We start from the raw sequence: 13,283 nt of genomic DNA, 5'->3' as shown, positions 1-13,283 counted from the left end.
CCTTACAGTTTCACGCCTGAGAAGGACATGAAGGCCATCGCCATCAGCCCAGCGGTGATGAAGGTGATCCCCAGACCCTGCAGGCCGTCGGGAATATCGGAATACTTCAGCTTCTCGCGCACGCCAGCCATTGCGGTGATCGCCAGCGCCCAGCCAAAGCCCGACGACAGGCCATAGGTCGCGGCCTCGGCAAAGTTATAGTCGCGTTCCACCATGAACAGCGAGCCGCCCAGAATGGCGCAGTTCACCGTGATCAGCGGCAGGAAAATCCCCAGCGCGTTGTAAAGCGGCGGGAAGTACTTATCGAGGATCATCTCGAGGATCTGCACCATCGCAGCGATCACGCCGATATACGAGATCAGACCAAGGAAGGTCAGGTCCACATCCGGGAACCCGGCCCAGGACAGCGCGCCCGGTTTCAGCAGGTAATTCAGCAGCAGGTTGTTGGTGGGCACGGTGATCGCCTGCACAACCATGACCGAAATCCCCAGACCCAGCGCGGTGGAAATCTTCTTGGACACGGCGATGAAGGTACACATCCCCAGAAAGAAGCTGAGCGCAAGGTTTTCGACAAAGATGGCCTTTACGGCCAGTGAAATCAGACCTTCCATCAGTGCGCCTCTACCTGCTGGATTTTGTATTCACGCTCTTCCACCTGGTTCGGCTTCCATGTGCGGAAGGCCCAGATGATCAAACCGATGATGAAGAACGCCGAAGGCGGCAGCAGCAGCATGCCGTTGGGCACGTACCAGCCGCCATTGTTCACGGTCTGCAGGATGGTCACGCCAAACAGCGACCCGGCACCGAACAGCTCCCGAATGAAGCCAACCAGCAGCAGGATCAGGCCATAGCCCATGCCGTTGCCCATCCCGTCGATGAAAGACGCAACCGGGGGGTTCTTCATCGCAAACGCCTCGGCCCGGCCCATCACGATACAGTTGGTGATAATCAGGCCAACAAAGACCGACAGGGTTTTGGAAATCTCGAAGGCATAGGCCTTAAGGATCTGGTCCACCAGGATCACCAGCGAGGCGATGATCACCATCTGCACGATGATCCGGATCGACCCGGGGATCTGGTTGCGCAGGCATGAGATGAAGAAGGACGAGAACGAGGTCACGAAGATCACCGCCAGCGCCATCACCATCGACACCTGCAGCGACGAGGTCACCGCCAGCGCCGAACAAATACCCAGCACCTGCAGGGTGATTGGGTTGTTGTCGACAAGCGGATCGACCAGCATCTCTTTCTTGGTCTGGGACATCACAACTCTCCTGCTTGCAGTTTGGCCAGGAAGGGACCGTAGCCCGCATCACCCATCCAGAATTTCACCAGGTTATCGACCCCGACCGAGGTCAGCGTGGCCCCGGCAAGCGCATCGATGTAGAAATCGGGGCCCGCGGCGGGTTGCGATTTGGCGACAGTGATCTGCAAGTCGCCCGCATCGTCGCGCAGTTTCTTACCGCTCCACAGCGCTTTCCAGCGCGGGTTGTCCACCTCGGCCCCAAGGCCGGGGGTTTCGCCATGCTGATAAAACTGCAGGCCGTAGATATCGTTGCCATTCTTTTCCAGAGCGATGAAGCCATAGAGCGTCGACCACAGGCCATAGCCGTGCAGCGGCAGGATCACTTTGTCCAACTCGCCCGCATCGTCGCGCAACAGGTAGATCACGCGGTATTTCGACTTGCGGCCAATACCCGCCGGGTCGTCGTCCAGCGCAACACTCAGTTCCGGATCGCTGGCCGCAGCGATGTCGTCAAAGGTGGCCGGATCGAACTGGTCGTCCACGAACTCGCCGGTGGACAATTCCACCACATGCGGCTCGAACGCGGCAAAAGCCTCGGTTACATCGATGCCGGGTTCATACACACCCGCCACCTGCAGAACGTTAACCTGCTTGTCCTTCAGCCGGTTGGCATCCTGCACCGGGCGCAGGCTGACAGCCGCAGCAGACACCACCATCGAGGCCACCAGACAGACGGCGACGGCGATGAAGATCGTCTTGCCGACCGAATCCGGCGAGGCCGCCAGAAACCTGGCCAATGCGCCTTTCGGTTCGTTGGATTGCGTATCAGACATGGCGACGCGCCCTCCGTTTGATGTTGGCCTGCACAACGAAATAATCGATCAGCGGCGCAAAGACGTTGCCGAACAGGATAGCCAGCATCATGCCTTCGGGGAAAGCCGGGTTGATGACGCGGATCATCACAACCATGACACCGATCAGCGCGCCATAGATATAGCGGCCCGTGTTGGTGTGGCTGGCCGAGACGGGCTCGGTCACCATGAAGGCCAGACCGAATGCGTACCCGCCCAGCACGATGTGCCAGTACCACGGCATCGCAAACATCGGGTTGGTGTCCGACCCGATCAGGTTCAGCAGCAGGGTAAAGCCGATTGTGCCCGCCAGACAGCCAATGATCAGGCGGTAATTGGCGATCCGCGTGGTCAGCAGGAAGGCCAGACCGATCATGCAGGCCAGTGTCGAGGTTTCGCCAAAGCTGCCCTGAATCTGCCCGAAGAACGCATTCCACCAGGTGATGCCATCCGCTGCCAGCGCCTGATAGCCATCCGAGGCCGAAACGGACAGCGCCGTCGCGCCCGAGAACCCGTCGACCGGGGTCCAAACCGTGTCACCGGACATGTTGGCCGGATAGGCGAAATACAGGAACGCCCGGCCCACAAGCGCAGGGTTCAGGAAGTTCTTGCCGGTGCCGCCAAAGACTTCCTTACCGATGACAACGCCAAAGATAATGCCAAGCGCGACCTGCCAAAGCGGCGCGGTTGCGGGCATGATCAGCGTGTAAAGCATTGAGGTAACAAGGAAACCCTCGTTCACCTCATGGCCACGCACGGTGGCGAAGATCACCTCGAAGATACCACCTGCGACCAATGTCACGATGTAGATCGGCAGGAAGTACATCAGCCCGTGCATCACGTTGGCGAAGATGCTGGCAGGGTCCTGCGAGATGCCGAATGCCTGCAGGATCGCAATCCGCCAGCCGGTTGCCGAATCCGGCCCAAGTGCTGCAATCGCGCTGTTGGCCTGATAGCCGGTATTGTACATCCCCCACAAAATGCAGGGGATCGTGGCGATCACGACATAGGTCATGATCCGCTTCATATCCACATAAGACCGCGCATGGGGCGCTGCGGTGGTTACGGTTTTCGGAGTGTAGATGAAGCTTTCCACCATCTCGTAGATGGGAAAATACTTCTCGTACCTGCCGCCCTTGGTAAAGTTCGGCTCGATCCGATCGAAGAAGCTGCGCAAACCCATTTCGGATCAGCCCTCCTTTTCAATCTTGGTCAGGCAGTCGCGCAGCGCCAGCCCGTATTCATATTTGGCCGGACAGGCAAAGCCCACAAGGCCCAGATCCTCTTCATCCAGCTCCAGCGCGCCCAGTGCCTGTGCGGTGTCCGTGTCCATGACCAGCAGCGCGCGCAGCAATTGCGTCGGCAGATAGTCCTGCGGCATCAGCTCTTCGAAGGTCCCGGTCGGCACCATCGCCCGACGGCCACCGTTCAGGTTGCTGGTCAGTGCATAGAGCTTTTTGGCAAAGGCCGAGCCCAGAACAGGCTGCACCGCGAATTTCGACGGCATCGGACGAATCCAGCCCATCGGGATCTGGTCATGATCTTCGCGGATCAGGGTAATCTGACGGGCAAACCGGCCCAGATAAGCGGTCGGACCCTCGGCAAGCTGTCCCGACAGGATCGAGCCCGAGATAACGCGCGGGGTTCCGTCCACATTGACCTCGTCGCCGGTCAGGTCGTCGGTCGAGGCGCCCATGACCGTCCGGATCAGACGCGGCTGGCGCGCGCAGGGGCCGGTCAGGGCAACGACGATGTTCGGGTCCAGATGGCCGGTCTGCATCAGGCGGCCAATTGCGATCACGTCCTGATAGCCAATGGTCCAGACCTGCTTGTCCCCTGCCAGCGGTTCAAGGAAGTGAATATGCGTCCCTGCCAGCCCCGCCGGATGCGGCCCGGAAAAGGCAGCAGCCTCGACATCGGCGACATCCGCGCCGGAAATGGCATCGCCGTCCTTGTGACACAGATAGGTTTTGCCCTCGGTCAGTTTTGCAACCGCGGCCAGACCTGCTGCAAAAGCCTCGCCTGCATCTGCAATGATCACGGCGGCGTCGGCGGCCAGCGGTTCACTGTCCATCGCGGTCACAAAGATCGCTGCCGGTTTATCTGCGGGCGCGGGCATCTTGGAATAGGGCCGCGTGCGGAACGCAGTCCACAGCCCGGCGGCGCAGAGTTTCTCGGCCACACCTTCGGCACTGTCGGCATTTCCGACACCAGAAAAGTCGATGCCCGCATCGTTCGGATCAGAGACCTCGATCACCACGCTCTGCAATACGCGGCGCGCACCGCGATTGATGGCCACGACCTTGCCGCTAAGGGGGGCAACCATCATCGCCTCGGGCACGTCCTTGTGGCAAAAAAGCGGCGTGCCGCGTTGAACCGTCTCGCCTTCCTGCACCAGCATGCGCGGCTTCAGCCCAAGGTAATCCGACCCCAGAACCGCAACGGTGGAAAACTCGGGCCCCGGTTGGATCGTCTGTTCGGGCGCGCCCTGAACCGGCAGTTCCAACCCTTTTTTCAGTTTGAAAGTTTGCATCTTGCTACGGTCTTCCAAGCCTCTTTCCTGCGCCAACTATTGTACGCCACGCGATCATGACGTCCAGATAGCGCGGATCGTCTGGCTCACCGGGACGCAAATGCGTCATAAACCCGCCGGAATCCGCTGGCATTACTCCGATCTCGGACCCTTTACGCGCACAGGCTGCGAAACGCAAACCTGTTACCGCCGAAACCAGCGGCAGCGGGTCACTTTATACTGATCCTATTACAAAACCTGCAAAGCAACCCCGAAAAAGCGTGTCGCACCTGTTTTGCTTCCGGTGTAAGCAAAAGCCATGAACGCATCTGACGAATTTGAGATTTTCCTGGTGGCAACGCCAGGGCTGGAAGCCCCCCTTTGCGCCGAGGCCAAACAGCACGGATTCGCCGGGGCCAGGGTCATCGCAGGCGGGGTTAGCTGCACCGGAGGCTGGTCCGAGGTCTGGCGCGCCAATCTGTGCCTGCGCGGGGCCAACAAAGTTCTTGTCCGTCTGGGCAGTTTCCCGGCGGTGCATCTGGCCCAGCTGGACAAACGGGCACGCAAATTCCCCTGGGCGGACTTTCTGCGCCCCGATATTCCGGTCAAGATCGAGGCCACCAGCCGCAAATCCCGCATCTATCACGCCGGTGCTGCCCGTCAGAGGATCGAGCGGGCCATATCCGAAACGCTTGGTGCACCGATCTCGCCCGACGCCAATCTACGCGTCCTTCTGCGTATCGAAAAAGACCTGTGCACTTTCTCCGTGGATACATCCGGCGAACCCCTGCACAAACGCGGCCACAAACCGGCGGTCGCCAAAGCCCCGATGCGCGAGACGATGGCCGCCATGTTCCTGCGAGACTGCGGGTTTGACGGATCAGAGCCGGTTCTGGACCCGATGTGCGGGTCGGGCACCTTCGTGATCGAGGCCGCCGAGATTGCGTCGGGGCTCCTCCCCGGTCGCTCTCGCCGATTTGCATTCGAGGATTTGGCCGGGTTTGATCCGCAGGCGTGGCAGGCCCTGCGCCAGGCGCCGCCGACACCGGCCCCTGATCAGCGTTTTTATGGCTCTGACAGAAACACAGGCGCGATTGAGGCCGCCTCAACCAACGCCCAACACGCAGGCGTGGCGGAAATCGCCCGCTTTTCTCAGCGCTCCGTCAGCGACATCAAACCGCCCGAAGGACCCGCTGGACTGGTCATCGTCAACCCACCCTACGGGGCCCGGATCGGAGACGAAAAACGCTTGCGGTCGCTTTACGGCAGCCTGGGCAAAACCCTGATGTCGCGTTTTTCCGGCTGGCGCGCCGGGATCGTGACCAGCAACCCCTCACTGGCCCGCGCAACCCGCCTGCCCCTTCTGCCCCCCGGACCCGTCGTCGATCACGGCGGCACCAAAATCCGCCTGTACCAGACGGATGCCTTATCCTGACGCGGGATCGAACCCCATTATTCCGGATGCGAATTCACCACAGAATCCCTCTTGCACATCCCCTTTGCCGGGTATAGATCACCCGCCACGGTCGGAGTGTAGCTCAGCCTGGTAGAGCACTGTCTTCGGGAGGCAGGGGTCGGAGGTTCGAATCCTCTCACTCCGACCAATTGATCCACCTGAACAGCAGATAAGCTGGACCCCATTTGTGACAGTTCTTTCGCCCTTGCGAAGGATTTTCCCCGTACGCCCGCGATGAAAACCGTTTGAGGCCCATAATCTCTTACCCGAAAACTCTTCATCTCTTACCCAAATACTCTTCAGGCTTGAGGATGTCGTTTACACGCGACCTTTCGCGCTTCCCTCAAGCTTGCTCAAAGCGGCCATCAGGCTTCTGCGTTCGGACGCGTTCAAAACCCCGAGAATTTTTTCCTCCAACGCGGTCAGATGGGGGGACATCGCCTTATAAAGGTCCAGCCCCTTTGCGGAAGGGCGAAGCAATTCGCTTCGGCCGTCTTCGGGATTTGGGTGCCGTTCGACCAGCTTCTTTTCTTCCAACTTGCCCACGGCGCGGCTGACCGTGACTTTGTCGATTGTCGCGGAAGCCACGATTTCGCGGTTCGTGATCTGCCTGTCGCGCACCAGAATGGCCAGCACCCGCCACTCGGCCGAACTGAGATCGAACTTCTCCTGATAGACGCCTCGCAGCATTTCGCTGACGGCGGCGTAGGTCCGGCGGAGCTGGTAGGGGAAAAACGCGTTCAGATCCAGCTCTGCCCCGTTTTCTACCGTCTCGTCGTGTTTCCGTTCCATGCTGCTTCTCCGGCCGGGCCTGAATACCATTGGCCATAGAATTTTATTTTCGTTGACATTGTTACACATGAAACCAATACTGGCAATATAGTTTCAACGGAAACTAAATTGATACAGTGGAATGCGATTTCCTGGGAGGAGAATGACATGAACGCTATGAAGACTATCATTGGATCGGCACTGTCAGGCGTGGTATTGACGGCCTCTGTCGCAACAGCCGAGGAGTTTGTCCTGTCATCGTGGCTGCCGCCGCAGCATCCGGTTGTCGCCAACATCATTCAGCCCTGGGCAGATTCGGTGGCCGAAGCGACCGAAGACCGCGTCACCGTCCGCATTCTTCCAAAACCACTCGGCCCGCCTCCGGCGCATTACGATCTGGCGGTGGACGGGGTGGCCGATATCACCTACGGCCTGCATTCGTTCACCCGCGATGACCGTTTCCTGCGGTCGCGGATTGGACAATTCTCGTTTCTGGGCGATTCAGCCGAGGATACTTCGGTTGCCTATTGGAACGTCTATGCCGGCGACCTCGACGCGCAGGCAGAGCATGAAGGCGCGAAGCTGTTGGGTCTCTTCGTGCACGGCCCCGGGATGTTCCATAACAACCAGCGGCAGATCGAAACGGCCGACGATTTCTCGGGCCTGAAAATTCGCACGCCCGGCGGTTACATTGCAGACCTGTCCGGCGATCTTGGGATCACCACGCAATTCATGGGGCCGGGCCAGGTGTTCGAAAAACTGTCCACCGGGGTCATCGATGGCGTCACCTTCCCGATCGAGGCGATGAAAGCGTTCAAACTGACGGACCACATCACGCATTCAATGCGTATCCCGGGCGGCATGTACAATACCTCGTGGTTTCTGGTGATGAACGAAGACCGCTGGGATGAGATTTCGGACGTCGACAAAGCCGCAATCGAGGCCGTATCGGGTGCCGCCTTTGCCGCCCTTGCGGGCAAAACATGGGATGCGGCAGATGCTGCTGCGGCTGAATATGTCGCCGAAAGCTCGGTTCAGGTCTACGATGCCCCGGACGAAGTTCTGGAGGCGATCAAGGGCTTTGCCGACAAGCATGAGGCTGCATGGGCCGACGCCGTTGCCGAAACCGGCTTCGACGGTACAGCGGCGCTTGCAGAAATGCGCAAACAGGCGGGGCAATAACCTCGCATGGCTCATCCTGCCGACACCGATCCGCGCCGGGGCGTAACGCTCTGGCGCAAGCTGTTCTACGCCATGGCCATGGCGTCAGTTGTGGTCATGCTGGCGATGATGCTGCTGACCGCTGCAGACGTGGTGGCGCGATATGTGTTCAACAGCCCGATAAAGGGCGCCTTTGAGCTGACCGAAATCGGGCTTGCCCTGCTGGTGTTTCTGGCGATGCCACTGACCACGGTGTCCAACGAACATGTGACGGTGGACCTGCTGAAGCTTCCCTCGCGGGGGATACTGTCCAAAGCTTTGCTCATACTCTCGGTCGTCATTGTCGCGGGCACCTTTGCCATGATGGCGTGGGAGGTGTGGGAACACGCCATGAAACTGCAAAAACGCGGTTCGGTAACCAACTCGCTCTCAATCCCGTTGTATCTGGTCGCCATTGTCGTCGCTGCCGCCTGCGCAATTTCCGGTCTCGCTGCGGGGGTCGGCTTGGTCAAAGGTTCCAAGGAATGATCGCTTCGCTTCTGGGCATTGCCGTATTGTTCGTGCTGGTCCTGGCCCGGGTGCCGATCGCCTTTGCCATGATCGGGGTCGGAACCGTCGGTTTTGCGTTGCTGCGCAGCTGGAAGGCCAGTTTCACGCTGCTGGGCAACACGACATTCGACACGGTGCTGTCCTTCACCCTGTCGGTCATCCCGCTGTTCATTCTGATGGGGAACCTGCTGACCGCCTCAGGCGTTAGCCACTCGCTGTTTGCCGCGGCACAGCGCCTGTTGCGCAAGCTGCCGGGCGGGCTGGCGATGGCCACTGTCGTGGCCTGTGGCGGGTTCAGCGCCGTTTGCGGCTCATCCCTTGCGACCGCTGCGACTATGTCGCGGGTTGCCATGCCATCGATGCGCAAGGTCGGATATGCAGACAGCCTTGCGACGGGATCCATCGCAGCCGGTGGGACGCTGGGCATTCTGATCCCCCCGTCGGTTATCCTGATCATCTACGGCATCATAACCGAGGCGGACATTGCCAAACTGTTCCTGGCCGGATTGCTGCCGGGTTTGCTGGGCGTACTTCTATACATCGCCGCCGTCTATGCCGCAGTCAAAGTCAAGCCCGATCTTGCGCCAGCCGGTTCCGACGATCACCCGTTGAACGCCCGCGAACTCGGCGGCGTCGGCGCGGTTGTGGGTCTGTTCAGCCTGATCATGATCGGCATCTACGGAGGGTTCTTCACCCCGTCCGAGGCCGCCGCAGTCGGGGCGTTCCTGTCGCTTATCATTGCGGTATTCATGGGCGGTATCGGCATCCGTGACCTTTTCCGGGTCGGCATCGACACGGTTCGTCCAACCGCCATGATCTTTGCCATTGTCATCGGGGCTGAGGTCTTTTCGAACTTCATCAGCTTTGCCGGTCTTCCGGACGCCATCCTGTCATTTGTTCAGTCGCTGGATGTCAACGCGTTTGTGGTCATGTTTGTGCTGGTGCTGATCTACATCGTGCTCGGCGCGGTGCTCGAGAGCCTGTCGATGATCCTGCTGACCGTGCCGATCTTCTTTCCGATGATCATGTCCCTGGATTTCGGCGACGGCATTCTGTCGAACCCCGAGGCGGTCGCGATCTGGTTCGGCATCATCGTTGTAGTGGTGACGGAGATCAGCCTGATTTCCCCGCCGATCGGGCTGAACGTTTTCGTGCTGCGCACGATTCTGCCCGATATCCCGATCCGGACGATGTTTGCAGGTATCTTTCCGTTTTGGGTGGCCGACATTCTGCGCCTTGCCCTGCTGATTGCCTTGCCATCCATTGCCCTGACTCTGGCGCTCTAGGCAGGACATGCGCCCTGCCCCGGCTTACCGCTTGGGCGGGGTCAGCCATTGTGCCGACATGCCGAAATTTGAGTTCTTCAGCTCCTGTTTGGCGATGGCCTGCAGATGCACCTCGTCCGGCCCATCGGCATAGCGTAACGCGCGCGCCCATGTGTAGCTGTCGGCCAGCGGTGTGTCCGGCGTCATACCCATTGCACCGAATACCTGCATCGCCCGGTCGGTGACGGCGGCGTGGACGTTGGGAGCAACGACCTTGATCAGTGAGATTTCGCGGAACGCCGCCTTCGCGCCAACCTGATCGATTTTCCACGCAGCTTTCAGCGTCAGCAGGCGGGCCTGTTCGATCTCGAGCCGCGATTTTGCAATCCACTCGCGGATGACACCCTGTTCCGAGAGTTTCTTGCCAAATGCCACCCGCTCTTGCGCGCGTTCGACCATTAGCGACAGCGCCATTTCCGCCGCACCAATCGAGCGCATGCAGTGGTGAATGCGTCCCGGCCCAAGCCGCGCCTGTGCCAGTGCAAAACCGCTGCCCTCTTCGCCCAGCAGGTTCGCGACGGGCACACGCACGTCTTTGAACACCAGTTCCGCGTGGCCTTCGGGGTCGTGCATGTTCAGGATCGTCGGATTGCGCACAATCTCGAAACCCGGCGTGTCCTTCGGCACGATGACCATGCTTTGCTGCTTGTGCCGGTCCGCGCCGGGATCGGTCTTGCCCATGACGATGAACAGCTTCGTGTTCGGATGGCAGGCGTTGGTGATGAACCATTTGCGGCCGTTCAGCACGTATTCATCCCCCTCGCGGCGGATCGAGGTTGTGATATTTGTCGCGTCAGAACTGGCCACATCCGGCTCGGTCATGGCAAAGGCGGACCGGATTTCGCCGTTCAGCAGCGGCACCAGCCAGTCCCTGCGCTGTTCCGGCGTGGCGAACATGTGCAAAAGCTCCATGTTGCCGGTGTCGGGCGCGCTGCAGTTGAACACCTCCGAGGACCAGCTGACCTGCCCCATAATCTCGGCCAAAGGCGCGTATTCCAGATTGCTCAGCCGCGTGCCGGGCTCATCGTCGCGCAGACCGGGCAGGAACAGGTTCCACAGCCCTTCGGCCCGCGCCAGCGCCTTGAGGTCTTCCATGAACGGAACCGGGAAATTGCCCGCCTCCATTTCCTCTTTATGGTCGCGGATGCGCAGATAGATATGCGCCTCCATGAAGCTTTTGAGCTGGGTGCGGAGTTCTTCGGCGCGGGGCGACAGGGCAAAATCCATGATGATCCTTTTCAGATGGCTACGGCCTTTGCGGTCCCCTCGCGCGCATGTGCGCAAAAAGACACTCAGAGCATTCTCAATTGAAAGGCCGCCCGCAAGGGGCAGGCTGCGTAACCCCGCGTCAAAGGGTTCAGGTCACGCGATTGACTGCCCGGTATTTGGGATCATCCCAAAGCCGGTCGTCCAGTACATCGGTCAGAATATCAACGGCGGCCACCACATCGTCTTCGTCCAGATACAGCGGCGTGAAGCCGAACCGCATGATGTTGGGCGCGCGGAAGTCGCCGATGACGCCCCGATCAATCAGCGCCTGCATCGCGGCATAGCCCTGATCAAAGGCGAACGACACCTGACTGCCCCGGATAGCCGCGTCGCGCGGGCTGGCCAGCGTCAGTCGCGGGCAGCGCGCCTCGACCTCAGCGATGAAGCGCTCAGACAGGGTCACCGAGGCCGCCCGGACCTCGGCCATGGAAACGCCATCCCAGACTTTCAGCGCCTCTTCCAACGCACCCATCTGGAGGACCGGAGGGGTGCCGACGCGCATACGTTCGATATCGGACGCAGGCCGATAGTTCAGTTCAAAGGCAAAGGGCGAGCCATGGCCCAGCCAGCCCGCCAGCGCGGGCTGCGTCTGGTCGATCAGGTCGGGGCGCACATAGATAAAGGCGGGCGCACCCGGACCTCCATTCAAGTATTTATAGGTACAGCCAACCGCGAACTCACAGTTGGAACCTGCGAGATCAACCTCGATCGCCCCGGCGCTGTGGGCCAGATCCCAGATCATGACTGCACCCGCCGTATGCGTCCGCCGGGTGATATCGCTCATGTCATGCCTGCGCCCGGTGCGGTAATCGACCTCCGTCAGCATCACCGCCGCGACCTTGTCATCGATGGCCTCGGCCACTGCCTCGGGGTCGACGGTCTTTAACTCATAACCTGCGTTTTTCAGCGCAATCAGCCCTTCGGCCATATACAGGTCGGTCGGGAAGTTGCCGTTGTCCGACAGGATGACCTTTCGATCCGGGCGCATCGCCAGCGCAGCCGACAAAGCCTGAAAAACCTTGATGGACAGGGTATCGCCCATCACAACCGAGCCGTCAGGCGCGCCGATCAGGCGGGCGATACGGTTACCGACGCGGGCGGGCTGTTCCATCCAGCCGCAACTGTTCCAGCCCCGGATCAGTTCACCACCCCATTGGCGCGTGACCACATCCTGCACTGCGGGTGCCACGGATTTCGGCAATGGCCCCAGCGAGTTGCCATCCAGATAGATGACCCCTTCGGGGATATCGAACAGGTCTTTTCTGGGCAGCTCCATCCTACAATCCCCCGCGCAGGTTCCACAGTTCCGGGAACAGTTCCACATCCAGCATCTTGCGCAGATAGCTGACGCCGCTGGTGCCACCCGTCCCGCGCTTGAAACCGATCACCCGTTCCACGGTCGTCACGTGGTTGAACCGCCAGCGGCGGAAATAATCCTCGAGGTCCACCAGCTTTTCGGCCAGTTGGTACAGCACCCAATGGGTGTCCGGTTCGCGGTAAATCCGGGTCCATGCGGCGATGACCGCATCGTCGGACTGATGCGGTGCGCGCAAGCGATAGACTGCAGGATCAAACGCAGTGCCCAATTCAGCCTCGAGCATGCGCAGGGCGATGTGGTAGATTGAGGGCTGGGCCAGTTCGTCCTCCAGCATCCGGTGCAGGTCAGGGTTGTGTTCATGCACCTTCATCATCGCGGTGTTCCGGTTGCCCAGAACATACTCTATCAGCCGGTATTGATGGGACTGAAACCCCGACGAGGCCCCAAGCGCCTCACGGAACTTGGTGTAATCGCTTGGGGTCATGGTGCGCAGCACGTCCCAGGCATTGTTGAGCTGTTCGAATATCCGCGACACCCGGCTGAGCATCTTGAACACCTGATCCGCGCGGCCTTCGACCATCAGCACGCGGGCGGCCTGCAATTCGTGCAAAGCCAACCGCATCCACAGCTCGGACGTCTGGTGCTGGATGATGAACAGCATCTCGTCATGGGCGTCGGACAACGGATGCTGCGCCGACAGGATGGTATCCAGCGACAGGTAATCGCCATAGCTCATGTCCTTTGCAAAGGACATTTTCGCGCCCTCCTGTGATGGGTCGTAAGCGTCGCCGTTGCTCATCTCACACCTCTTGCGGTGATGCGAAC

At 60.0% G+C, this 13,283-nt stretch carries 13 protein-coding genes and 1 tRNA gene; 5 read left to right on the top strand and 9 right to left on the bottom strand.

Features of this window, described 5'->3' with window-relative positions:
• Nucleotides 1-2 precede the first annotated feature (2 nt).
• The 5 genes from nqrE to ACR0K1_RS00715 are packed head-to-tail and all read right to left on the bottom strand — an operon-like array spanning nt 3 to nt 4,630.
• Nucleotides 3-611 (bottom strand): NADH:ubiquinone reductase (Na(+)-transporting) subunit E, encoded by a 609-nt coding sequence (nqrE, locus tag ACR0K1_RS00735; RefSeq protein ID WP_170389343.1) that lies wholly within the window; start codon nt 609-611, stop codon nt 3-5.
• Nucleotides 611-1,264 carry an NADH:ubiquinone reductase (Na(+)-transporting) subunit D gene (locus ACR0K1_RS00730; RefSeq protein WP_170710614.1) on the bottom strand — a complete coding sequence of 218 codons (654 nt, stop codon included), beginning with the start codon at nt 1,262-1,264 and terminating at the stop codon, nt 611-613. The genes nqrE and ACR0K1_RS00730 overlap by 1 nt, the downstream gene beginning before the upstream one ends.
• Complete coding sequence (locus ACR0K1_RS00725) at nt 1,264-2,079, bottom strand: Na(+)-translocating NADH-quinone reductase subunit C (protein ID WP_480848128.1); 816 nt, start codon at nt 2,077-2,079, stop codon at nt 1,264-1,266. Before ACR0K1_RS00725 ends, ACR0K1_RS00730 begins: the two co-directional genes overlap by 1 nt.
• Entirely contained in the window at nt 2,072-3,280 is a 1,209-nt protein-coding gene (locus ACR0K1_RS00720; protein WP_480848126.1) for an NADH:ubiquinone reductase (Na(+)-transporting) subunit B, read from the bottom strand. Before ACR0K1_RS00720 ends, ACR0K1_RS00725 begins: the two co-directional genes overlap by 8 nt.
• A 6-nt stretch (nt 3,281-3,286) precedes the next feature.
• On the bottom strand, nt 3,287-4,630 hold the full coding sequence (locus ACR0K1_RS00715; RefSeq protein ID WP_480848124.1) for a Na(+)-translocating NADH-quinone reductase subunit A: 1,344 nt from the start codon (nt 4,628-4,630) through the stop codon (nt 3,287-3,289).
• Between the two features lie 298 nt (nt 4,631-4,928).
• Here ACR0K1_RS00715 and ACR0K1_RS00710 point away from each other — a divergent pair, with 298 nt between their 5' ends.
• Both ACR0K1_RS00710 and ACR0K1_RS00705 read left to right on the top strand, forming a co-directional pair.
• The gene (locus ACR0K1_RS00710; RefSeq protein WP_480848122.1) at nt 4,929-6,044 is read left to right on the top strand and encodes a THUMP domain-containing class I SAM-dependent RNA methyltransferase; all 1,116 of its coding nucleotides are present in this window, start codon (nt 4,929-4,931) and stop codon (nt 6,042-6,044) included.
• A 92-nt stretch (nt 6,045-6,136) separates the two neighbouring features.
• Nucleotides 6,137-6,213, top strand: a tRNA-Pro gene (locus ACR0K1_RS00705).
• A gap of 170 nt (nt 6,214-6,383) precedes the next feature.
• Here the strand turns inward: ACR0K1_RS00705 and ACR0K1_RS00700 are convergent.
• Complete coding sequence (locus tag ACR0K1_RS00700; RefSeq protein WP_480848120.1) at nt 6,384-6,926, bottom strand: MarR family winged helix-turn-helix transcriptional regulator; 543 nt, start codon at nt 6,924-6,926, stop codon at nt 6,384-6,386.
• Between the two features lie 78 nt (nt 6,927-7,004).
• On the opposite strand from ACR0K1_RS00700, the gene ACR0K1_RS00695 reads away from it, so the two are divergent.
• The 3 genes from ACR0K1_RS00695 to ACR0K1_RS00685 are packed head-to-tail and all read left to right on the top strand — an operon-like array spanning nt 7,005 to nt 9,832.
• The gene (locus ACR0K1_RS00695) at nt 7,005-8,018 is read left to right on the top strand and encodes a TRAP transporter substrate-binding protein (protein WP_480848118.1); all 1,014 of its coding nucleotides are present in this window, start codon (nt 7,005-7,007) and stop codon (nt 8,016-8,018) included.
• A gap of 6 nt (nt 8,019-8,024) precedes the next feature.
• Complete coding sequence (locus ACR0K1_RS00690) at nt 8,025-8,525, top strand: TRAP transporter small permease (RefSeq protein WP_480848116.1); 501 nt, start codon at nt 8,025-8,027, stop codon at nt 8,523-8,525.
• Nucleotides 8,522-9,832 carry a TRAP transporter large permease gene (locus ACR0K1_RS00685; RefSeq protein ID WP_480848114.1) on the top strand — a complete coding sequence of 437 codons (1,311 nt, stop codon included), beginning with the start codon at nt 8,522-8,524 and terminating at the stop codon, nt 9,830-9,832. Before ACR0K1_RS00690 ends, ACR0K1_RS00685 begins: the two co-directional genes overlap by 4 nt.
• Nucleotides 9,833-9,856: 24 nt before the next feature.
• Here the strand turns inward: ACR0K1_RS00685 and ACR0K1_RS00680 are convergent, their stop codons facing one another.
• From ACR0K1_RS00680 to ACR0K1_RS00670, 3 genes are all read right to left on the bottom strand, one after another.
• Nucleotides 9,857-11,098, bottom strand: a complete 1,242-nt coding sequence (locus tag ACR0K1_RS00680) for an acyl-CoA dehydrogenase family protein (RefSeq protein ID WP_480848112.1) — start codon at nt 11,096-11,098, stop codon at nt 9,857-9,859.
• A 130-nt stretch (nt 11,099-11,228) separates the two neighbouring features.
• Complete coding sequence (gene kynU, locus ACR0K1_RS00675; protein ID WP_480848109.1) at nt 11,229-12,416, bottom strand: kynureninase; 1,188 nt, start codon at nt 12,414-12,416, stop codon at nt 11,229-11,231.
• 1 nt (nt 12,417) lies between these two features.
• Nucleotides 12,418-13,257, bottom strand: coding sequence for a tryptophan 2,3-dioxygenase (locus ACR0K1_RS00670; protein ID WP_480848108.1), 840 nt, complete (start codon nt 13,255-13,257; stop codon nt 12,418-12,420).
• Nucleotides 13,258-13,283 lie beyond the last annotated feature (26 nt).

The organism is Ruegeria sp. F5 (assembly GCF_056533845.1).
Note: the sequence above shows the minus strand (reverse complement) of the source record. Positions and strands in the feature narration are given on the sequence as shown.

Bases quoted from the DNA above. Each gene is read 5' to 3' on its own strand.
- ACR0K1_RS00710 (WP_480848122.1), top strand. From the start codon at position 4,929: ATGAACGCATCTGACGAATTTGAGATTTTCCTGGTGGCAACGCCAGGG.
- ACR0K1_RS00725 (WP_480848128.1), bottom strand. From the start codon at position 2,079: ATGTCTGATACGCAATCCAACGAACCGAAAGGCGCATTGGCCAGGTTT.
- nqrE (WP_170389343.1), bottom strand. From the start codon at position 611: ATGGAAGGTCTGATTTCACTGGCCGTAAAGGCCATCTTTGTCGAAAAC.
- ACR0K1_RS00715 (WP_480848124.1), bottom strand. From the start codon at position 4,630: ATGCAAACTTTCAAACTGAAAAAAGGGTTGGAACTGCCGGTTCAGGGC.
- ACR0K1_RS00685 (WP_480848114.1), top strand. From the start codon at position 8,522: ATGATCGCTTCGCTTCTGGGCATTGCCGTATTGTTCGTGCTGGTCCTG.
- ACR0K1_RS00680 (WP_480848112.1), bottom strand. From the start codon at position 11,098: ATGGATTTTGCCCTGTCGCCCCGCGCCGAAGAACTCCGCACCCAGCTC.
- ACR0K1_RS00690 (WP_480848116.1), top strand. From the start codon at position 8,025: ATGGCTCATCCTGCCGACACCGATCCGCGCCGGGGCGTAACGCTCTGG.
- ACR0K1_RS00730 (WP_170710614.1), bottom strand. From the start codon at position 1,264: ATGTCCCAGACCAAGAAAGAGATGCTGGTCGATCCGCTTGTCGACAAC.
- ACR0K1_RS00670 (WP_480848108.1), bottom strand. From the start codon at position 13,257: ATGAGCAACGGCGACGCTTACGACCCATCACAGGAGGGCGCGAAAATG.
- ACR0K1_RS00695 (WP_480848118.1), top strand. From the start codon at position 7,005: ATGAACGCTATGAAGACTATCATTGGATCGGCACTGTCAGGCGTGGTA.
- ACR0K1_RS00700 (WP_480848120.1), bottom strand. From the start codon at position 6,926: ATGTGTAACAATGTCAACGAAAATAAAATTCTATGGCCAATGGTATTC.
- ACR0K1_RS00720 (WP_480848126.1), bottom strand. From the start codon at position 3,280: ATGGGTTTGCGCAGCTTCTTCGATCGGATCGAGCCGAACTTTACCAAG.
- kynU (WP_480848109.1), bottom strand. From the start codon at position 12,416: ATGGAGCTGCCCAGAAAAGACCTGTTCGATATCCCCGAAGGGGTCATC.